The organism is Mesorhizobium delmotii (assembly GCF_900149755.1).
Lineage (GTDB): Bacteria > Pseudomonadota > Alphaproteobacteria > Rhizobiales > Rhizobiaceae > Mesorhizobium > Mesorhizobium delmotii.
Genome location: NZ_FUIG01000043.1, coordinates 85,561 through 103,755, shown reverse-complemented (window position 1 = coordinate 103,755; position 18,195 = coordinate 85,561). Strand labels below are relative to the sequence as shown.

The 18,195-nt window shown below is 62.4% G+C and carries 23 protein-coding genes; 12 read left to right on the top strand and 11 right to left on the bottom strand.

Annotation, left to right across the window (positions count from 1 at the left end; translation table 11 throughout):
* Window positions 1–3 precede the first annotated feature (3 nt).
* Window positions 4–660 (bottom strand): glutathione S-transferase family protein, encoded by a 657-nt coding sequence (locus tag BQ8482_RS25950; RefSeq protein ID WP_123150296.1) that lies wholly within the window; start codon window positions 658–660, stop codon window positions 4–6.
* Between the two features lie 67 nt (window positions 661–727).
* Window positions 728–1,603 carry an alpha/beta fold hydrolase gene (locus tag BQ8482_RS25945; RefSeq protein ID WP_123150188.1) on the bottom strand — a complete coding sequence of 292 codons (876 nt, stop codon included), beginning with the start codon at window positions 1,601–1,603 and terminating at the stop codon, window positions 728–730.
* Between the two features lie 98 nt (window positions 1,604–1,701).
* Between BQ8482_RS25945 and BQ8482_RS25940 the strand changes: the two genes are divergently transcribed.
* Window positions 1,702–2,229, top strand: a complete 528-nt coding sequence (locus BQ8482_RS25940) for a winged helix-turn-helix transcriptional regulator (protein WP_123150295.1) — start codon at window positions 1,702–1,704, stop codon at window positions 2,227–2,229.
* A gap of 80 nt (window positions 2,230–2,309) precedes the next feature.
* Window positions 2,310–2,540 (top strand): hypothetical protein, encoded by a 231-nt coding sequence (locus BQ8482_RS25935; RefSeq protein WP_095495316.1) that lies wholly within the window; start codon window positions 2,310–2,312, stop codon window positions 2,538–2,540.
* A 133-nt stretch (window positions 2,541–2,673) separates the two neighbouring features.
* Here BQ8482_RS25935 and BQ8482_RS25930 read toward each other — a convergent pair whose 3' ends face one another.
* From BQ8482_RS25930 to BQ8482_RS25920, 3 genes are all read right to left on the bottom strand, one after another.
* On the bottom strand, window positions 2,674–3,075 hold the full coding sequence (locus BQ8482_RS25930) for a hypothetical protein (RefSeq protein ID WP_095495317.1): 402 nt from the start codon (window positions 3,073–3,075) through the stop codon (window positions 2,674–2,676).
* A 244-nt stretch (window positions 3,076–3,319) separates the two neighbouring features.
* Complete coding sequence (gene rpmF, locus BQ8482_RS25925) at window positions 3,320–3,502, bottom strand: 50S ribosomal protein L32 (protein ID WP_029348751.1); 183 nt, start codon at window positions 3,500–3,502, stop codon at window positions 3,320–3,322.
* A gap of 138 nt (window positions 3,503–3,640) precedes the next feature.
* Complete coding sequence (locus BQ8482_RS25920; RefSeq protein WP_123150187.1) at window positions 3,641–4,411, bottom strand: biosynthetic peptidoglycan transglycosylase; 771 nt, start codon at window positions 4,409–4,411, stop codon at window positions 3,641–3,643.
* Window positions 4,412–4,489: 78 nt separating this feature from the next.
* Between BQ8482_RS25920 and BQ8482_RS25915 the strand changes: the two genes are divergently transcribed.
* Complete coding sequence (locus BQ8482_RS25915) at window positions 4,490–5,407, top strand: polyprenyl synthetase family protein (protein ID WP_123150186.1); 918 nt, start codon at window positions 4,490–4,492, stop codon at window positions 5,405–5,407.
* Window positions 5,408–5,434: 27 nt separating this feature from the next.
* Here the strand turns inward: BQ8482_RS25915 and BQ8482_RS25910 are convergent, their stop codons facing one another.
* From BQ8482_RS25910 to BQ8482_RS25890, 5 genes are all read right to left on the bottom strand, one after another.
* Window positions 5,435–6,343, bottom strand: a complete 909-nt coding sequence (locus BQ8482_RS25910) for a LysR family transcriptional regulator (protein WP_123150185.1) — start codon at window positions 6,341–6,343, stop codon at window positions 5,435–5,437.
* 269 nt (window positions 6,344–6,612) lie between these two features.
* Window positions 6,613–7,350, bottom strand: a complete 738-nt coding sequence (locus BQ8482_RS25905; protein WP_123150184.1) for a class I SAM-dependent methyltransferase — start codon at window positions 7,348–7,350, stop codon at window positions 6,613–6,615.
* An 88-nt stretch (window positions 7,351–7,438) separates the two neighbouring features.
* Complete coding sequence (locus BQ8482_RS25900) at window positions 7,439–8,311, bottom strand: lytic transglycosylase domain-containing protein (protein WP_123150183.1); 873 nt, start codon at window positions 8,309–8,311, stop codon at window positions 7,439–7,441.
* Between the two features lie 4 nt (window positions 8,312–8,315).
* Window positions 8,316–9,569, bottom strand: coding sequence for a flavodoxin-dependent (E)-4-hydroxy-3-methylbut-2-enyl-diphosphate synthase (ispG, locus tag BQ8482_RS25895; protein ID WP_123150294.1), 1,254 nt, complete (start codon window positions 9,567–9,569; stop codon window positions 8,316–8,318).
* Between the two features lie 417 nt (window positions 9,570–9,986).
* The gene (locus tag BQ8482_RS25890) at window positions 9,987–10,166 is read right to left on the bottom strand and encodes a YdcH family protein (RefSeq protein WP_095495322.1); all 180 of its coding nucleotides are present in this window, start codon (window positions 10,164–10,166) and stop codon (window positions 9,987–9,989) included.
* Window positions 10,167–10,406: 240 nt separating this feature from the next.
* Between BQ8482_RS25890 and BQ8482_RS25885 the strand changes: the two genes are divergently transcribed.
* Window positions 10,407–10,610 (top strand): YdcH family protein, encoded by a 204-nt coding sequence (locus BQ8482_RS25885; RefSeq protein ID WP_077380473.1) that lies wholly within the window; start codon window positions 10,407–10,409, stop codon window positions 10,608–10,610.
* Window positions 10,611–10,643: 33 nt separating this feature from the next.
* Here the strand turns inward: BQ8482_RS25885 and BQ8482_RS25880 are convergent, their stop codons facing one another.
* Window positions 10,644–11,447 carry an IclR family transcriptional regulator gene (locus tag BQ8482_RS25880; protein ID WP_123150182.1) on the bottom strand — a complete coding sequence of 268 codons (804 nt, stop codon included), beginning with the start codon at window positions 11,445–11,447 and terminating at the stop codon, window positions 10,644–10,646.
* A gap of 123 nt (window positions 11,448–11,570) precedes the next feature.
* Here BQ8482_RS25880 and BQ8482_RS25875 point away from each other — a divergent pair, with 123 nt between their 5' ends.
* The 8 genes from BQ8482_RS25875 (at window position 11,571) to BQ8482_RS25840 (ending at window position 18,033) form a co-directional block, all read left to right on the top strand.
* On the top strand, window positions 11,571–12,452 hold the full coding sequence (locus tag BQ8482_RS25875) for a transporter substrate-binding protein (RefSeq protein ID WP_123150293.1): 882 nt from the start codon (window positions 11,571–11,573) through the stop codon (window positions 12,450–12,452).
* 62 nt (window positions 12,453–12,514) lie between these two features.
* Complete coding sequence (locus BQ8482_RS25870) at window positions 12,515–13,180, top strand: amino acid ABC transporter permease (RefSeq protein ID WP_123150181.1); 666 nt, start codon at window positions 12,515–12,517, stop codon at window positions 13,178–13,180.
* A 1-nt stretch (window position 13,181) separates the two neighbouring features.
* Window positions 13,182–13,832, top strand: coding sequence for an amino acid ABC transporter permease (locus BQ8482_RS25865; RefSeq protein ID WP_123150180.1), 651 nt, complete (start codon window positions 13,182–13,184; stop codon window positions 13,830–13,832).
* Between the two features lie 4 nt (window positions 13,833–13,836).
* Entirely contained in the window at window positions 13,837–14,631 is a 795-nt protein-coding gene (locus BQ8482_RS25860) for an amino acid ABC transporter ATP-binding protein (protein ID WP_123150179.1), read from the top strand.
* Window positions 14,632–14,667: 36 nt separating this feature from the next.
* Window positions 14,668–15,129 carry a RidA family protein gene (locus BQ8482_RS25855; RefSeq protein WP_123150178.1) on the top strand — a complete coding sequence of 154 codons (462 nt, stop codon included), beginning with the start codon at window positions 14,668–14,670 and terminating at the stop codon, window positions 15,127–15,129.
* Window positions 15,130–15,153: 24 nt separating this feature from the next.
* A complete protein-coding gene (locus tag BQ8482_RS25850; RefSeq protein ID WP_123150177.1) occupies window positions 15,154–16,359 on the top strand; it encodes an aminotransferase class V-fold PLP-dependent enzyme in 1,206 nt (401 codons plus the stop codon).
* Between the two features lie 103 nt (window positions 16,360–16,462).
* On the top strand, window positions 16,463–16,960 hold the full coding sequence (purE, locus tag BQ8482_RS25845; protein WP_123150292.1) for a 5-(carboxyamino)imidazole ribonucleotide mutase: 498 nt from the start codon (window positions 16,463–16,465) through the stop codon (window positions 16,958–16,960).
* On the top strand, window positions 16,957–18,033 hold the full coding sequence (locus BQ8482_RS25840; protein ID WP_123150176.1) for a 5-(carboxyamino)imidazole ribonucleotide synthase: 1,077 nt from the start codon (window positions 16,957–16,959) through the stop codon (window positions 18,031–18,033). Before purE ends, BQ8482_RS25840 begins: the two co-directional genes overlap by 4 nt.
* Window positions 18,034–18,195 lie beyond the last annotated feature (162 nt).

Below are 18,195 nucleotides of genomic sequence, written 5' to 3'. Positions count from 1 at the left end.
GGCTTAGCCGTTGTTGTAGGGGAAGAGCTTGAAATAGGGCTGCGCTTCCTCGATCACGCGGGCGACAGACGGGCGTTTCAGCAACCGGTCGTGATAGCGTCTCACCGCCGGATATTTGTCGCCGAACGGCTCGACCTTGTTGGCGTAGAACAATGCCGGGGCGGCGGCGCAATCGGCCATCGTGAAGGCCTCGCCCATCGCCCATGTCCTCGACTGCATGTCCTGTTCGATGATGGCGTAGGCGCTGCGCAGCTGGGCGCGCGCCTCCTCGACGCCGAACGGATCGGTCTTGCCTTCCGGCCGCAGGCGGTCGCTGACGATCTTCTGCATCGGGTGCTGCACGTAAAAGTCATAGAAGCGGTCGGCGAGGCGGGTCTGGCGGGCGAGATCGATATCGGCAGGGATCAGCTCGACCGGTCCGGGATAATACGCGTTGAGATATTCGATGACGATCGTCGATTCCGGCACCGTCCGGTCCAGCGCTTCATCGCGCAGCATCGGCATCTTGCCCGCCGGCGACAATTTCAGGAACGCCGCGCGCGACTGTTCATTGCCGAGATCGACGACGACCGACGTGAACGGCGTGCCGTTCTCATAGAGCGCGATCAGCGGCTTCCAGCAGAAGGAGGCCAGCGGATGGAGATGCATCGTCAAGGACATCGTTTTGCTCGTTCCCTTGGTGGTTCGCCGCTGCATGGTTTACAGAGCTAAACACTGAAGCGATTACTTAACTATTGGATGGTGTGTCAAGGTCCGGCTCCGCGCTTATCTGGCCTTGGCTATGGGCGACGATGGCATCAACGATCGTGGTCCAATCGTCGGGATGGAGTTCGTGGCCGCCGCCTTCGATACGGACAAACCTCGCGCCGGCAACCGCTTCGGCGAGAGCGGCGCCATGCTCGACCGGAAAGATCGGATCGTCGGTGCCGTGGATAACGAGGAGCGGCGCCGTCATTTGACCCAGCCGCCCCTTCCAGTCCTCCCCGCCCTTGAGCATGAAATGATTGGTCGCGCTTAGAAAACCGCCGGACCGGTCGCAGTCCTGTTCGACGAAGGCCCTCGTTGGCTTCTCGTCGAAGGGATGCGCGGTGCCTGCGATCGCGTGCGCGTCCTTGACGATGAAGTCGATCACCTGGGCTCGGTCAGACCAGTCGACCTTCGCGCCTTCGGCCGAATGCTTCATATAAGCCTCGGTCGTGCCAGGCAGATGCGACGTGTCGATTCCTACAGGAGAAGTGCTGATCGCCGTGAGCGAGACGACCCGCGACGGATATTTCAGCGCCACAAGCTGCGCGATCATGCCGCCCATCGACATGCCGACCACACGCGCTTTCGCGACGCCATGGCCGTCGAGAACGCGGATGGCGTCGTCCGCCATGTCGTCGAATGTGTACGGCGGCTCGCCCGGCGCATATTTGATCGAACGGCCGGTATCACGATTATCATAGCGGATCACGAACAGACCCTTGCCGGCCAGTGTCCGGCAGAACGCCTCCGGCCACCAGAGCATCGAAGCCATGGCGCCCATGATCAGCAGCACCGATGGGTGCGCGGGGTCGCCAAACGTCTGGGACGCGATTTCGGGTTCCGCAGCCTTCATCATGATCGCATTCTCCTCCCTATAAACTGATTGCGTTTTGCAATCAGTTGCACGATAATAAAACTGATATGATAATGCAACCGGTTTCTTCGGAGAATCGCATGAGCATCGATCGCCGGTCTGGGTGCCCGATCAACCTGTCGCTTGAAGTGTTTGGCGACCGGTGGAGCCTGATCATTCTTCGCGACATGATTTTCGGCGGCAAACGCCACTTTCGCGACCTGCTCAACGGATCTCTGGAACGCATCGCTTCCAACATCCTCGCCGATCGGCTGAAGCGGCTGATGGAACTCGGCATGCTGACTAGGGCCGACGATCCCACCCACAAGCAGAAGGCGATCTACAGCCTGACCGAAATGGCGATAACGCTGGTGCCGATCCTGGCGCATCTCGGCGCCTGGGGTCGCGTCTGGCTGCCGGTCAGCGAGGAACTCTCGATCCGCGCCGAGCTTCTGGAAAAGGGCGGCCCGCCGATGTGGGAAAAGTTCATGGACGAACTGCGCCATGAACATCTGGGCACGCCTTCCAACACGCCGCCGGATGCCACCGTGCGTGCGAGTTTGCAGGCTGGGTACGAGGCGGTTGTCGCCCGAAAGGCGCCGGGCGCCGGGTGCGATCCTGACGCCTGACAAACTTATTTTCCCCATCGCAGACCGGCTCTGCTATTAAAGGGATTGAAAGCTATAATTTACGGGATTGGAAAAAGCCCTTGGTTGAGAACTCTAAGGATACTGCCCGCGCGCGGGCCGATTTGCGTTTCAAGAAGCAGGAAGAGGCAGCCACGGTTCGTCAGAAGGCGATGGCGGAATATGTCGCCGAGAGCGACGCCCGCCAGATAAAGACCAACAAACTGAGGGCGCTGCGCCTCGCCAAGGAAGCGGAAGACCTCGCCAATGCGCCTGCTGCTCCGGCAAAGAAGCCGCGCGCCAAGAAAAAATAGAGCTGGTTCCTTGCGCATGACACTGGAAGCCGGAATCGGTTTCCGGAAAAGATCATGCGCTGATTCAAAGCAGCCGCCACCGCGGGCATCAAGACGGCTGGCTTCACCGCCGATCCAGGCTAAGGCCGGGCCTCTAGTTCACGTTTATGTCACGAGTGGCCGCCCGCATCGACACCGAGAAACCGGCCAGGACGTCGACCAGTGCGATGACCATCAGCGTGAAGAAGACCGAGTGCGCCGCACCCTTCACCAGCAGGAACTCGACCAGGAACGCCACGAAGACGAAGGTCGACAACAGGTGGTCCATGACCGACGCGTTTGACGTGCGCGTCGATTTCACGATTTCGATGAAGAAGAGGATCAGCCCGATCAGCACGATCAGATCGCCGAGCGTCATCGAGAACACCCCGCCCGACATCATGCGGATCGAGAACATTTCGCTTGCCCAGGGATCGTCGCCGCCGCCGAATATTCCCAGAAGCCCGAGATTATAGAGGACGAAGGGCACGATCAGCAGCGGGATGGCACCGAACATCAGGCGGCTCCGGTTGGACAGCCTTCTCTAGTATGCGCTCGGCGTTCGCCGTCAAGAAATTTCGTACGTGACCGCGAACACGGACAAAGACCGTGCGAAATAACAGTGCCAGCCGGCCCGGCCGCCATCCGGCATGGCCGCTGGGCTTTTCGAAGATGATCCGGTGGGCGATCATCTGCGCACAATGCAAAAAGACCGGCGCAATGGCCGGTCCTTCGATAGTCACAAACCGTCGAAAGCTGTTTCAGCTTTCCTTCGGTTCCAGAACCTGGCGACCGCGATACATGCCGGTCTTCATGTCGATATGATGCGGGCGGCGCATCTCGCCGGAATTCTTGTCCTCGACATAAGTCGGGGCCTTCAAGGCGTCGGCCGAACGGCGCATGCCGCGCTTCGACGGAGAGGTTTTTCGTTTCGGTACGGCCATGGATATGCTCCACTACATGGTCAAAATGCCCCGGCTGCCCTCGTGAAAGGGCCGCGTCAGGGGCCGGAATCTGAGAAAGTCGGGTGCCTATACACGCCCTGCGCAGTTTTGGCCAGCGCCGTCGCGAAATTTTTTAAGCTATCGCAGACAGCCGACATAGGCGCCGGACCGACCCGCGCGCCGCTCGATCAGCGCGGCCAGCCGTCTCAGTCCCGGTCCGGGTTTCGCCGGGTTGCGTGCGATCGGGTTCGGCAAGGTGACGGCAAGCAGTGCCGCCTGGCGACGCGACAATCGTTTTGCCGAAACTCCGAAATGGTGCTGGGCGGCGGCCTCGATGCCATAGATGCCCGGCCCCCATTCGGCGATATTGAGATAGATTTCCATGATGCGCCGTTTCGACATCACCATGTCGACATAGACGGCCAGCGGCAGCTCGACGACTTTCCGGACCGAGCCCAGCGGCCGCGACCACAGATAAAGGTTCTTCACCGTCTGCATGGTAATGGTGGATGCGCCGCGCGTCATCTCCCCGGCCAAGGCATCGTCGACGACGCCCCTCAACTCGCCAAGGTCGATGCCGCGATGGAAACAGAACTGCCCGTCCTCCGACATGATGACCGAATTCGCAAGCGCCGGCGCCACATCGTCGATCGAGACCCAGCGCCGGTCATAGCCGGAAAACGTCGCCAGATCCTTCAGCATCAGTGTCGATACCGGATGCACGAACGGCGGCAGATAGAGAAAGGTCAACACCACCGGCATCAGCGCCAGCACGACGGCGAAGGTGATACCGCGCCGGACCCAGTGCCGGGGCCAACGTTTGAGACCGATGCGGTTGCCGCGTTTCGGCCTCACCATGTCCAGCCCTTCGGTTTCGTGATCGACGATCGGTTCCGCCAAGCCGCTCAATCCATGCTGCTCCCTGCCCCGGCATAATGGCGCTTGGCTTCTTGCGCAACGTCTGAGTGTCGGCTACCCGTCCCCGGCATGACGAAAGACGATCAAATACCGTTCGAGGCAGCGCTTGTCGCACGCACAGGGCCGATCGAGGCGCTGCTCAGGCAGCTGCTCGGCGACCGCCCGCTTTCAGGCGAGATCGCGCGGCCGCAGCGTCTGATGGAGGCGATGCGCCACGGCGTGCTGAACGGCGGCAAGCGCCTGCGCCCTTTCCTGGTCATGGAAAGCGCCGCGCTGTTTTCCGCCGACGGCGAGGCGGCGCTGCGCGTGGCGGCCGCGCTCGAATGCGTGCATTGCTATTCGCTGATCCATGACGATCTGCCGGCCATGGACGACGACGATTTGCGCCGCGGCCAGCCGACCGTGCACAAGGCCTTCGACGAGGCGACCGCCATCCTCGCCGGCGACGCCTTGCTGGCGCTCGCCTTCGACATCATTGCCGACGAAGCGACGATGCTGCCGGCCGAGCGACGGGCGGCGCTGGTGCTGGCGCTGGCCCGCGCCGCCGGAGCCGGCGGCATGGTCGGCGGCCAGATGCTCGATCTCGAAGCCGAGCGTATCAGGCCGGACGAAGCCGGCATCATCCGGCTTCAGGCGATGAAGACCGGCGCGTTGATCCGCTTCGCCTGCGAGGCGGGCGCAATCCTTGCCGGCGCGGCAGCGGCCGACCGTGAAAGACTGGCGGAATTCGGCTCGGCGATCGGGCTTGCTTTTCAACTTGCCGACGACCTGCTCGATCTGACGGCGGATGCGCACCAGATGGGCAAGGCGACCGGCAAGGATGCCGCCGCCGGCAAGGCGACGCTGGTGGCACTGCACGGCGCGAACTGGGCGCGGGACCAGCTTCAAGGCCTCGTCGACCAGGCCCACGCCTTGCTTCATCCCTATGGCGAAGACGCCGTGCTTCTGAAGCAGGCAGCGAAATTCGTGGCGGCCCGCAACAGCTGACGCTGTTCCAACTGTACTCCCGACGTCTTACGGCGCGCCATGTAGCCAAGGAGGGTTGGTGAACTGTTCGGCCAGAAAATCCACGAACACCCGCACACGCGGCGACAGAATTCGACCAGGCGGATAAACAGCGCAGATTGGCGGTCCGTCATGATGATTGTATCCGGTGAGCAATGCGGTCAGCCTGCCTGCCCTGATGTCCGGCCCGACCAATATCTCCGACATGCGGATGATGCCGACACCGGCGAGCGCCAGCCGGCGCAGGGCTTCGGTGCTGTTGGCCTCTATCGGGCTGCGGATACGCATGCTTTGCGGACCGTCCGGGCCGTCGAATTCCCAGATGTTGAGGCCGCCGCGTGATGTGATGCCGAGACATGTATGATGTTGAAGGTCGCCTGGCGTCATCGGTGTGCCGTGTTTTTCGAGATACCGAGCTGACGCGCAAATGACACGGTGATTGGGCGCCAGCCGCCGCATCACCAGCCTGGAATCGCTCTGGGCGGCAACACGCACGGCGACATCCGTCTCCTCAGCCAACAGGTCAATGATCGCATCTGTAAACATCAGCTCGAGCTCAATGGCCGGGTAGCGATCGATGAAAGCCGGCAACAACGGCACGATCAAACGATGGCCGAAGGCGCTCGGAAGACTGACGCGCAGCCGGCCGCGCGGTTCTGCGCCGGGTTGAATCGCGATTTCAGCCTCTTTGATGTCGCTCAGGATACGGCGAGCGCTGTCGGCATAGGTGCTGCCTTCCGCCGTCAAGCTGATGCGCCGCGTCGAGCGTTGCAGCAAGCGCACGCCGAGACGGGATTCCAGGCGACCTACAATTTTGCTGACGGCCGAGGGGGCCATCCGCAGCCGGCGCGCCGCCGCCGAGAAGTCGCCTTCCTCGACAACCGACAGGAACACGCCCATCGTTTCTTGCCGGTCCATGTGATCTATTCCATTTCGTCACAGATAAACGGAATTTATCACAGATTATCGGCGCAAGCACTACATAATATGGATTTCCTCCTCAGCATTCAAAAATACCAATGAGGAGGTGCAATGCGTTCAGAACAGCCAAACCTGCGCGATGCTCACGAACTGCATCGGTGGGCACGTCGCCAGCGCAGCGCCGCGATTGGCCGGTTATGCCTTCGGATTGTCCGCGTGCTGATTCGGTCAAAAGATGAGGAACCGCTCAAGGAGCAACGTCCGGGCTAGCGCAGCCGGCCGATCGGAATGATTTCGGGCGATGTCGGAGCGTATGGCTCGCCACGCCAATTGCCGAGCCATTCTTCGACGACCAGCCCGGTCTGGTCCAGCATCTGCGCAAGGCTTTCCTTTGTCGGGAAGGCGATTTTCGATTCGGCGCTGAGCACCCGCCCGCTGTCGGGAATTTCGTAATGGGTGGAGTAAGTGACGACACCGGTAGCGGGATCGTGGCGGAAATCGTTCCACGCTCTTACCGTGCCCAATCCGGGATGACTCAGTTCCCGTTGCGACCGTTCCGGCGTCCACTCGAGCCATTCCTCCGTGGCTGGATTTCGCGTGTCGAAGATGAAGCGCCCATCGGGAGCCAGATGAGCAGCGATCGTGCGAAGCACCGCCTTTCGATCTTCTGGCGTGAGGAACACCTGGAAGGCGTGCCCGGTCAAAAGCATCAGATCGAAGCGTCGTCCGAGCCGGACGTTTCGCGCATCGGCCTCGACCCAGTCGACCCTCTGCCCGCCGGCTCTGCGGCGGGCGATATCGAGCATCGCCGGCGCCGGATCGACGCCGGCCACCCTGCGCCGGTCGGCGAGCGCGGCGGCCAATTGTCCGGTGCCGCAGCCGAGGTCGAGAACGCAGCCCGCATGCTTGGCAAAGCCGACGCAATAGTAGAAGTCCACGCCGCCTTCGTTCTCGATATCGTAGAACTGGACGAGATCGGGATCGCTGTAGAGACGGTCGATCATCGTGGGCCTATAGCTCGAGCCATGGATCAGCAGAATTCGTGAAATGAAAGCACAGCTTCGGCGGTTGGCGGCCAATCAGTCGGTAACCCTACCGATTCCGCACGACAATGCATGCACCGCCGACGCTTTGCAGTTTCTGGCAGATGTTGTCGGCCTTGGCTTTGGAGTCGGCGCCGATCCGGACCGCATAGATGCCGCGCCTGCCGATCGGCGAGCGCACCCGGCTGACCACCGGATTATGCCCGCCAAGCAAAGCCGGAAACCGGCGCTTCACACCAGTCCATTGATTGAGCGCGGCGGCGCGGCGGAAATTGCCGGCGACCTGCACGCCCCACGGCTTGATGTTGATCGACGCCATGGCCACGGTTTGGGACTTGATGACCGGCAGCTTGCGGCAGGCGACCGCGAAGCTCGCTTTCTTGTCGAGCGGCTGGATGGTGCCGGTATAGGCGGTGTCGGTGAACCTGTCGGCCGGCTCGCCCATGATATCCAGAACGTAGTTTTCGGTCTCCATCGGCAGGAAGCCACCGGAACTCAGCCAGCGCGATACCCGGCTTTCACCGGCATTGTAGGCGGCGGCCGCCAGGCCCAGATTGCCGAAGCCGGTTTTCATTTCGGCGAGATATTTTGCCGAGGCGGGGATGGCCTGCTCGATATCGAAGGAATTGGCGAGACCGCGTATCTTGGCGGTGCCCGGCATGAACTGGGCTATGCCTTCGGCGCCGACCGGACTGACCGCATTGGGATCGAAGCGGCTTTCCTTCCAGATCAGCCGGGCAAAGAAATCCTTGGGCAGGCCGTTTTGATCCGCCTGGGCCTCGATCAAGTTGCAAACACGGTCGAGCAGCCGCTGCTTGGCGGGGCGCGGCGGATCGGCGTGGGCGGCTGTCGCCCAGCCCAGCCCACCAAGCAAAACCAATCCACCAAGCAAAATCGGCGTCGCCCAGCGGAAGCGCCGCATCGACCTACTCCGCCGCAGCCTTGCCGGGTTGCCCAAACCGCTGCTCGATATAATCGGCGACCATTTTTTCGAAGTCGGCGGCAATCGAAGGGCCGCGCAGCGTCGCCGCCTTGCTGCCGTCGACGAACACCGGCGCCGTCGGCGTCTCGCCGGTGCCGGGCAGCGAAATGCCGATATCGGCATGCTTGGATTCACCCGGACCGTTGACGATGCAACCCATCACCGCGACCTTGAGGTTCTCGACGCCGGGGTATTTTTCACGCCACACCGGCATGTTCTTGCGCAGATCCGCCTGGATATTCTGGGCGAGTTCCTGGAACACGGTAGAGGTCGTGCGGCCACAGCCGGGGCAGGCGGCGACGATCGGCACGAACTGCCGGAACCCCATGGTCTGCAGGAGTTCTTGCGACACCTGCACCTCGCGCGTGCGGTCGCCGTTCGGCTCCGGTGTCAGCGAGATGCGGATCGTGTCGCCAATGCCTTGCTGGAGCAGGATGCCCATCGCCGCGGACGAGGCGACGATGCCTTTCGAACCCATGCCGGCCTCGGTGAGGCCGAGATGCAGCGCGTGGTTGGAGCGGGTGGCAAGCTCGGTGTAGACCGCGATCAGATCCTGCACGCCGCTGACCTTGGCCGACAGGATGACCTTCTCGCGGCCAAGGCCGATCTCCTCGGCCATTTCGGCCGATAGGATCGCCGACTGCACGATCGCCTCGCGCGTCACTTCCTGCGCGGTCAGCGGAAAGCCCTGCCGCTGGTTGTCGTCCATCAGCCGGGTCAGAAGCTCCTGGTCGAGCGACCCCCAGTTGACGCCGATGCGCACCGGCTTGTCGTACCGGATCGCCATCTCGACGATCGCCGCGAACTGCCGGTCCTTCTTGTCCTTGAAGCCGACATTGCCGGGATTGATGCGGTATTTGGCCAGCGCCTCGGCGCAAGCCGGATGGTCGGCAAGCAGCTTGTGGCCGATATAGTGGAAATCGCCGACCAGCGGCACGTTGATGCCGAGCCGTCCGAGCCGCTCGCGGATGGCGGGCACGGCGGCAGCACTCTCGTCGCGGTCTACGGTGATGCGCACGATCTCGGAGCCGGCGCGATGTAGCGCCGCAACTTGAGCGACTGTCTGGTCGACATCGGCGGTGTCGGTGTTGGTCATCGACTGGACGACGACAGGGGCACCCCCGCCGACCATCACGCCGCCGACATCGACACCGACCGAGGTGCGGCGCGGGAAGGGAGAGGAAAAATATCCGGTCATGGCCGGCTGCCCTTTGTTGGCTCCGAATTCCGGAATCGGTTTCCGGAAACAATCATGCGCAAAAATCAAAATACAGCGTCGTTTGCGGGTCCGAAAGGACGCGCGGCGCTGTAGAAGGTCCGGGCATGAGGTGGAGGAGCAAAGATGGCTTGTCAATGGCGACAGGCAGGCAGACCTGCCGAATCGATAACAGGAAGACGGCTGGCAAGCCATCTTTCCTGTCCACGTCGCCGGAACAAAACAAGGGAACGCTCCGGCGGCATGGCTGCCACCGGAAAGGTCGCGCCGAAAGCGGCGCAACTATCCCCGCGCATGATTCCGAAAATCGGAATCGATTTTCGCTGGGATCATGCGCCAAATCAGAAGGGCTACAGCGTCCTTTGCGCGCCCAAAGGACGCCGGCGCTGTAGAAGAGCGTCAGTGCTTGGTCGGTTTCGCCTTCAGTTTTTCAATCTCGTCCTTGAGTGCCAGCTTGCGCCGCTTGAGATTCACGATTTCGAGGTCGTCGACCGATGGATGGTTCATCGCATCATCGATTTCGCGTTCGATGTCGCCGTGTTTCCGCTGCAGCTCATCAAGATGGGATGCAAGAGACATGATTGGTTCTCCCTTTCATGGTTTCCTCGATTGCAGCCGTCCAAGGCGCGTCCACCGCAAGTTCGCTTCTGTGACGGCATAATGACAGTGTGCCACTATCGGGCATCGATGTCGAATGCTGCGTGGTAGCATTCCACGACAATACGAAATGTGGTATTGGCTGCGCGCCGGTGCAAGATACCTCCGGCCTCGCCCAATCAGGCCCATTTTTGGGCGCCGCAGACGTGCAGACGGTAGATAATGTCCGAACAGGAACAGGCTGATATCCGCCTCGAATATTCTCGGCTGAAGCAGGAGCACGCCGATTTCGACGCGGCCATCAACGCGATGATCGCCATGAACTGCGACCCTCTGCAGATCCAGCGCATGAAGAAGAAGAAACTTTTCCTGAAAGACCGGCTGATGGCGCTGGAAGACCGGATCATCCCCGACATCATCGCGTGAGCGAATCCCACTTACGGTCGCGACAAATTCTGCTCATCCCGTGATCGAAAGCCTCGCGGCGCGTTCGCGCAGCAGGGCGATGAGATCGCCGGTCTTCTCCTCGGAAGTGTCGATTGGAACCACCAGGCATATCGTAGCCTCGACCTTGCCGGCAGCTGAAAAGACCGGCGCGGCAAGGCATTTTGTATAGGCGTCGACAAGACCTGAGGTTACACAGTAGCCGGCAGCCCCAGCCGTAGCGATATCGGCTATGAAGTCGTCCAGCAGCAATCTGCGGCCGTCTGGCAGGACGAGATCATCTTCGGACACCATGTCTTCGATCACCGCCCTTTCGAAACCGGCGAGAAGCAACCGCCCGGAAGCGGTCCACGGAAGCGGGATCTGCAGACCTGTGGCCGAACTGATCCGGAACGGCCTGGTGCCTGGACTGGAATGGACAATCGTGTAGCGGCCGCTTTGCAGCATGCACAATTCGGAGGTCTCGCCTGTCTCGCGCGACAGGTTGTCGACTTCCTGACGCCCTCGCCTGAGCAGGTCGTTGCCGCGCACATAGTCCATTCCGTAGAGATAAAGCTTCTTCCCGAAATAGACCCGATTACCGTCGCCGGCCATTTCCAGCAGGCCCGCATCCACGAGCGAGCGCACGAGCGTGTAGATCGTTGAGCGCGGCGCATTCACTCCCTTGGCGAGATTACCAATCCCGATCGCACGCTGGTTCGCGTGAAGAAACTCCAGGATATGGAGCACCCGGTTGAGACCCTTCTCGCGAGAGCCCGAATTCCTGTCTTCGTCCGGACCAGCGTCCGGCCGAACTGCCAAGGCATTGCCATCTTGCATTACTTGTTCCTGATGTTAGTATCTGTCTTGTACAGGATACATGTGTCTTTTGTAAGAGACAATCCAGCAGATCACTGATGCATGTATCGGCAAAGGGGAACACAACACGAAAAGGAGGTCGCCGTGAACGACACATCCAAAAGACGTGAATTTCTGAAACTGGGAATGGCCGGGCTCGCAACGGCCGGAGTGGTGGGCGCAGCAGCAACGGTCGATGTTCAGAAGGCGGCGGCGCAAGCGGCACCGGACAGCCTGCTGCGCACCGTTCTCGAGCGCGGCAAGGTGATCGTCGGCACCGGCAGCACCAACGCGCCATGGCACTTCGAAAACGATGCCGGCGAACTGGTCGGCATGGACATCACCATGGGGCGCATTCTTGCCAAGGGGCTTTTCGACGATCCGACCAAGGTCGAATTCGTCATGCAGGATCCAGCCCAGCGCATTCCGAACGTGACCACCAACAAGGTCGACATCTCGATCCAGTTCATGACCATGACCGCCCAGCGCTCGCAGCTGATCCACTTCTCCCGGCCCTATTACGTCGAAGGCATCGCCTTGCTGACCCTTCCGAACGCCGAAAACAAGACCTTCGACAAGCTGGTTGCCGGCGGTTCGGCGACACGGATTTCCATCCTGCAAAACGTCGATGCCGAGGCAAATGTGCACATCGTCCTGCCGGAGGCGCAGGTGATGCAGATTGACACGCAGGCCAACGTGCTGCAGGCACTGGAATCGAAGCGCGTCGACGCCGCCGCCGTCGATCTGTCGACGGTCCGCTGGCTCGCCTCACGTAATCCGGACAAATACTTCGATGCCGGCAAGAGCTGGTTCTCGATGCTTTACGGCGCCGCACTTCGGCAAGGCGACCCCGACTGGCTGACCTTCGTCAACACGACCTTCACCACCGCCATGTTCGGCCATGAGACGGCGCTCTATGACGCTGCATTCAAGGACTATTTCGGACAGGAGCCGCCGGCGCGCCATCCCGGCTTCCCGGTCATCTGATGCAAGCCGGCGGAAGGGCCGCGCCCTTCCGCCTCCTTCTCGTCGACAGCTGACAGGGACACATGGGCTATACCCTAAACTTCAACCTGATCTGGCGGCATTTCGACAAGCTCTGGGGCGGGCTGCTGCTCAGCCTCGAGCTGGCCGTGATCTCCATCGCGATCGGCATCGTCATCGGGCTGCTTCTGGCGGTCTGGTACGTATCGGCCGGGCGGCTGGTCCGGACCGCCATCGCCGCCTATGTCGAATTCATCCGCAACGTACCGCTGATCCTGCTCGTCTATCTCGTCTTCTACGGCCTGCCGACGGTGGTCGACATCGCCTACAGCGCGCAGACCTCATTCATTGCCACGCTGTCGCTCTATAGCGGCGCGTATCTGGTCGAGGTGTTCCGCTCGGGGCTCGAAGCGGTTCCGCGCGGGCAGCTCGACGCCGGCAAGGCGATTGGCCTGACGCCATGGCAAAGGCTGCTCCATGTGCGCCTGCCGACAATGCTGCGCATAACGCTGCCCGCGCTTTCCAACACGTTCCTATCGCTCTTCAAGGACACGTCCGTTGCTTCTGTCATTTCGGTGCCCGAGCTCACCTACGGCGCCCAGTGGATCAACTTCAACACCTTCCGGATCGTCGAGGTCTACCTTTTGGTGACGGCGATGTACCTCTTGACGGGCTACGCGCTTCTTTATGCGCTTCGGCTTGTCGAGCGCCGGTTCAGGGCGGCGCACTAGGATGCTTGGCCAGATCGCCTATGCCTTGCCCTTCCTGGCCCAGGGTTTTGCCGTGACACTGTGGGTGTCGCTGCTGGTCGTGGTATTGTCGCTCATCGCCGGTGTGATGATGGGCGTCGGCCTTGTCTATGGCCCGGCTCCGCTGCGCTGGGCAGTGCGCATTTTCAGCGACACCATTCGCGGCATTCCGATCCTGGTGCTCATCTTCTTCGTCTATTACGGCCTGCCTGCCGTCGGCATCCATCTGGAATCCTTCTGGGCAGCCGTGCTGGCGCTCACCCTGTTCAAGACGGCACAGGTCATCGAGTATCTGCGCGGTGCGGTCGGTTCCATACCGAAGGGGCAGTCCGAAGCGGCGATGGCGATCGGGCTGACCTTTCGCCAGCGACTGGCCTACGTCATCTTCCCGCAAGCGTTCAGGCGCTTCCTGCCGCCTTGGATCAATGGCGTCACCGATGCGGTGAAGGGCAGCGCGCTGGTCTCGCTGCTCGGCATCACCGACCTGATGCACGCCATCAACCAGGTCATCGGCCGCACCTACGAAGCGATGCCGCTCTACATCCTCGGTGCGGTCATCTACTTCGTCGTCAATTACGCCCTCTCCCTGGCCAGCCGACGGTTGGAGCGGCGTTTCTCCTTCATCCGGGAATAGTAAGATGTCCATCTCCCCGCCCGCCAATCCGGCGCTTCTCGACATCTCCGACGTTTCCAAATCCTTTGGATCCGTCGAGGTCCTGCGCTCCGTCAGCCTGCAGGTGACACGCGGCGAAGTGGTGACTGTCATCGGACCTTCCGGCAGCGGCAAGACCACGCTGCTGCGCTGCGTCAACTTCCTGGAGAGCTACGACAGCGGCTCCATCCGCATCGACGGCAAGGAGGTCGGCTTCCGCGACACGGGAACACGCCAGCGCCGCAGCGAGCGCGACCTGGCGAAGATGCGGGCCGAAACCGGAATGGTGTTCCAGAGTTTCAACCTGTTTCCGCATCTGACGGCGGCCGGCAACATCATGCTTGGCCTGCGCAAGGTGCGCGGCAAGAGCAGTACCGAAGCCCGTGCCATTGCCGAGCACTGGCTGGGCCGGGTCGGACTTGCCCACAAGGCCGACAGCCTGCCGGCCGAGCTTTCCGGTGGCCAGCAGCAGCGCGTCGGCATCGCCCGGGCGGTGGCGATGGAGCCGAAAATCCTGCTGCTTGACGAGATAACGTCCGCGCTCGACCCGGAACTCGTCGGCGAGGTGCTCGAGGTCGTGCGCAGCCTGGCCGAGGACGGTATGACGATGGTGATGGTCACGCACGAGATGGCCTTTGCGCGCGACGCGTCGAGCCGCATCGTCTTCATGGCGGATGGCGGTGTCAGCGCCGCGGGCCCGCCTGCCGAGATTCTGGGCACCGAGATCGACAATGAGCGTCTTCGCAGCTTCCTGGCGCGGTTTCGTGCCTCGCATTTCTGACACCGGGCGGCGAAAGCTGTCGCAAGGAGCCTTTTCATGACGCCTTACATCCGGCTCGCCGAATTGGGCCTGACGCTGCCCGAGCCGCCGACGCCGATCGCCAATTTCGTCACCCACGCCGAAAGCGGGCGGCTGATCTTCCTCTCCGGCCAAGGGCCGCTGCGCGCCGATGGCACGCTTTGCACCGGCAAGGTGGGCGAGGACGTCACGGTTGAAGAGGCCTATAAGCATGCCCGTCTCACCGGGCTGAACCTGCTCGCCGTCATGCACGCCGCGGCAGGCGACCTCGGCCGTATCGTGCGCGTCGTCAAGCTGCTTGGCTTCGTCAACGCCATCCCGACCTTCAGCGACCATCCGCAGGTGGTGAATGGCTGTTCCGATCTTTTCGCCGAAGTCTTCGATAGTATCGGCGGGCACGCCCGCTCGGCGATCGGTGTCGGTTCCTTGCCGGGAAACATTACGGTCGAAATCGAGGCGGTCGTCGAGATCGCTGCCTGACATCTACCAATGGGATCTCTCGAGATGAAAAACTATTCCGCAAACGGCTCCAACACGACAATCCGCGAACGGCTCGGCCTTCGCCCGATCATCAATGTTTCCGGCACGATGACGGCGCTCGGCGCCTCGATCATCGTCCCGGAAGCGATCGCCGCGATGTCGGAGATCGCTTCGCAATGGGTGGAAATGGACGATCTGCAACGCGCCGCAAGCACGGTCGTCGCGCGCCTCACAGGAGGCGAGGCCGGCTTCATCACGGCTTGCTGCGCCAGCGGCATCACCATGGCGATTGCCGGCACGATGACCGGCACCAACCTTCTCGCGATCGAGCGGCTGCCGGACGACACCGAGGGCCTCAAGTCGGAGGTCATCGTCCAGCTCGGCCACATCGTCAATTACGGCGCGCCGATCGACCAGTCGATCCGGCTTGCCGGGGCCAGGACCATACCGGCCGGCACGGTCAGCGTGACGCAGGATTATCATGTGCGCGACGCGATCCGCGACCGCACCGCGGCCGGCCTCTACGTCGTTGCGCATCACACGGTGCAATACGGCATGCTTTCGCTCGAGGAATTCTGCGAGATCTGCCACGCCAGGGGTGTCCCGGTGATCGTCGACGCCGCCTCCGAATACGACCTGCGCGGCTTTCTCGCACGCGGCGCCGACATCGTCGTCTATAGTGGGCACAAATTCCTCAGCGGACCGACAAGCGGCATCGTGACGGGGCGCAAGGATCTGGTGCGGGCCGCCTATCTGCAGAATCGTGGCGTTGCGCGGGCGATGAAGGTCGGCAAGGAAAGCATCGCCGGAACCATGGCCGCGCTGGAGGCCTGGGAGCGGCGCGACCATGCCGGCATCCGCAAGCGGGAAGAAGCCGCTCTGCATCTGTGGAAGGACGCATTGCAGGGCTCGCCCGGTATCGCTGCGCATATCATTCCCGATCCGACCGGCAATCCGCTCGACCGCCTGCAGGTGTTTGTTACGCCCGAAAGCAGGTTCACCGCCGCCGGCCTTGCCTCGGCGCTGGCGGCCGGTTCGCCCCCTATTATCGTCCGCAACCACGAGGTCGAGCGCGGTCACTTCTTCCTCGACCCGTGCAATCTTCATCCTGGCGAGGCGGAGATCGTCGCCGAACGCCTGCGGGCCGTGTTGAGCGCGGCCGAGCGTCCGGCGGATGCGATGAAGTCCGCCCGCAAGGATAGCGCCGGCGCCTTGCGCTGGCCGGATTAGGTAATGATGGTGCCTCGCGCCCGAATGCTGCGCGGAGGCACCACATCCTTGCCGTCGATCCCGAATTCCGCTAATGCGCGCCTTTGCCGCCGGGAGCAGAAGCTTGGACGATCACCGCGCCGACGTCGCCGTCATCATGGGCAGCCAGTCCGACTGGGCGACGATGCGCCACGCCGCCGAAACGCTGGAGGCACTGGGCATTCCGCACAAGCGGCTGATCGTCTCGGCTCATCGCACTCCCGACCGGCTCTATGATTTTGCCAAGGGCGCCAAGGCCGCCGGTTTTCGGGTGATCATCGCCGGCGCCGGCGGTGCGGCGCACCTGCCCGGCATGACGGCGGCGATGACGCCGCTCCCGGTTTTTGGCGTGCCGGTAGAATCGAAGGCGCTTTCCGGACAGGACTCGCTGCTCTCCATCGTGCAGATGCCGGCCGGTATTCCGGTCGGCACGCTGGCCATCGGCAAGGCGGGCGCCACCAATGCCGCCCTTCTGGCCGCGGCCGTGCTGGCGCTGACCGACGAAAAGCTCGCTGCCCGACTCGATGCCTGGCGCGCCGCCCAGACCGCCAGGGTCGCTGCCGAGCCCACGGACACGCCATGAGCCTGCCCGCGGGATCGACCATCGGCATCGTCGGCGGCGGCCAGCTCGGCCGCATGCTGGCCATGGCCGCGGCCCGCCTCGGCTACCGCATAGTCGTGCTGGAACCGCAGCCGGATTGCCCGGCGGCACAGGTCGCAAACCGGCAGATCACCGCCGCCTACGACGACACGGCTGCGCTCGCCGAACTGGCTGCAGTCAGCGCCGTCGTCACCTACGAGTTCGAGAACGTGCCGGTCATGGCTGCCAGCGCGCTTGCCGTCACGGTCCCGGTCTATCCGCCGGCGCGCGCGCTGGAAGTGGCGCAGGACCGGGTGGCGGAGAAGAAATTCCTCAACGGCATCGGCGTTCCCACTGCGGATTTTTGTCCCGTCGACAATGACGACGAATTGACGGCGGCGCTGAAAAAGTTCGACGGCAGCGGCATATTGAAGACGCGGCGCATGGGCTATGACGGCAAGGGTCAGCGCGTCTTCCGCAACATGGAAACAGGCGGCTTTGCCGGCACCTGCGAGGCGATGGGCAACGTGCCGCTGATCCTCGAATCCTTCGTCGCCTTCGAACGCGAGATTTCGGTGATCGCGGCGCGCGGCATGGACGGTTCGCTCGCCGCCTACGATCCGGCAGAAAACGTCCACCGCAACGGCATCCTGCACAGCTCGACCCTGCCGGCCAGGATAGAGTCCGAAACCGCCGCTGCAGCGCAGGCGGCGGCGGCAAAGATACTTGCGTCGCTCGATTATGTCGGCGTCATCGGTATCGAGTTCTTTGTCCTTGCCGACGGCGCGCTGCTGGCCAATGAGATCGCGCCGCGCGTCCACAATTCCGGCCACTGGACTGAGGCCGCCTGCATCGTCTCGCAGTTCGAGCAGCACATTCGCGCCGTCGCCGGCCTGCCCTTGGGAAATCCCGGCCGCCATTTCGACTGTGTCATGGAAAACCTGATCGGCGACGATATCCTGCGTGTTCCAGCCCTGCTCGCCGAGCCCGATCTGATGCTGCATCTCTACGGCAAGGCCGAAGCGCGCCCCGGCCGCAAGATGGGCCATTTTACGCGAATGAGCCGTCACCGTTGAGGCTATAGGACGGCACCGCTCTAACGCCGTCGGTCGAGCAGGAAACCAAACTCCGCCACGCTGGCTTCATCTATGAAGCACGCTTGCGGTTGACACGGACAAGGCTCCTCGTTTATGAGCCACGCACAAGTTGAGAGGCGCGCTTTCCGAGCGCGCCTTAAT

Coding starts and splice junctions, on each gene's coding strand:
- BQ8482_RS25945 (WP_123150188.1), bottom strand. CDS start 1,603: ATGATGAAGGCTGCGGAACCCGAAATCGCGTCCCAGACGTTTGGCGAC.
- BQ8482_RS25870 (WP_123150181.1), top strand. CDS start 12,515: ATGGGCTATACCCTAAACTTCAACCTGATCTGGCGGCATTTCGACAAG.
- BQ8482_RS25880 (WP_123150182.1), bottom strand. CDS start 11,447: ATGCAAGATGGCAATGCCTTGGCAGTTCGGCCGGACGCTGGTCCGGAC.
- BQ8482_RS25860 (WP_123150179.1), top strand. CDS start 13,837: ATGTCCATCTCCCCGCCCGCCAATCCGGCGCTTCTCGACATCTCCGAC.
- BQ8482_RS25905 (WP_123150184.1), bottom strand. CDS start 7,350: ATGATCGACCGTCTCTACAGCGATCCCGATCTCGTCCAGTTCTACGAT.
- BQ8482_RS25915 (WP_123150186.1), top strand. CDS start 4,490: ATGACGAAAGACGATCAAATACCGTTCGAGGCAGCGCTTGTCGCACGC.
- rpmF (WP_029348751.1), bottom strand. CDS start 3,502: ATGGCCGTACCGAAACGAAAAACCTCTCCGTCGAAGCGCGGCATGCGC.
- BQ8482_RS25850 (WP_123150177.1), top strand. CDS start 15,154: ATGAAAAACTATTCCGCAAACGGCTCCAACACGACAATCCGCGAACGG.
- BQ8482_RS25890 (WP_095495322.1), bottom strand. CDS start 10,166: ATGTCTCTTGCATCCCATCTTGATGAGCTGCAGCGGAAACACGGCGAC.
- BQ8482_RS25910 (WP_123150185.1), bottom strand. CDS start 6,343: ATGGACCGGCAAGAAACGATGGGCGTGTTCCTGTCGGTTGTCGAGGAA.
- BQ8482_RS25885 (WP_077380473.1), top strand. CDS start 10,407: ATGTCCGAACAGGAACAGGCTGATATCCGCCTCGAATATTCTCGGCTG.
- BQ8482_RS25865 (WP_123150180.1), top strand. CDS start 13,182: ATGCTTGGCCAGATCGCCTATGCCTTGCCCTTCCTGGCCCAGGGTTTT.
- BQ8482_RS25940 (WP_123150295.1), top strand. CDS start 1,702: ATGAGCATCGATCGCCGGTCTGGGTGCCCGATCAACCTGTCGCTTGAA.
- BQ8482_RS25930 (WP_095495317.1), bottom strand. CDS start 3,075: ATGTTCGGTGCCATCCCGCTGCTGATCGTGCCCTTCGTCCTCTATAAT.
- BQ8482_RS25840 (WP_123150176.1), top strand. CDS start 16,957: ATGAGCCTGCCCGCGGGATCGACCATCGGCATCGTCGGCGGCGGCCAG.
- BQ8482_RS25855 (WP_123150178.1), top strand. CDS start 14,668: ATGACGCCTTACATCCGGCTCGCCGAATTGGGCCTGACGCTGCCCGAG.
- BQ8482_RS25950 (WP_123150296.1), bottom strand. CDS start 660: ATGTCCTTGACGATGCATCTCCATCCGCTGGCCTCCTTCTGCTGGAAG.
- BQ8482_RS25900 (WP_123150183.1), bottom strand. CDS start 8,311: ATGCGGCGCTTCCGCTGGGCGACGCCGATTTTGCTTGGTGGATTGGTT.
- ispG (WP_123150294.1), bottom strand. CDS start 9,569: ATGACCGGATATTTTTCCTCTCCCTTCCCGCGCCGCACCTCGGTCGGT.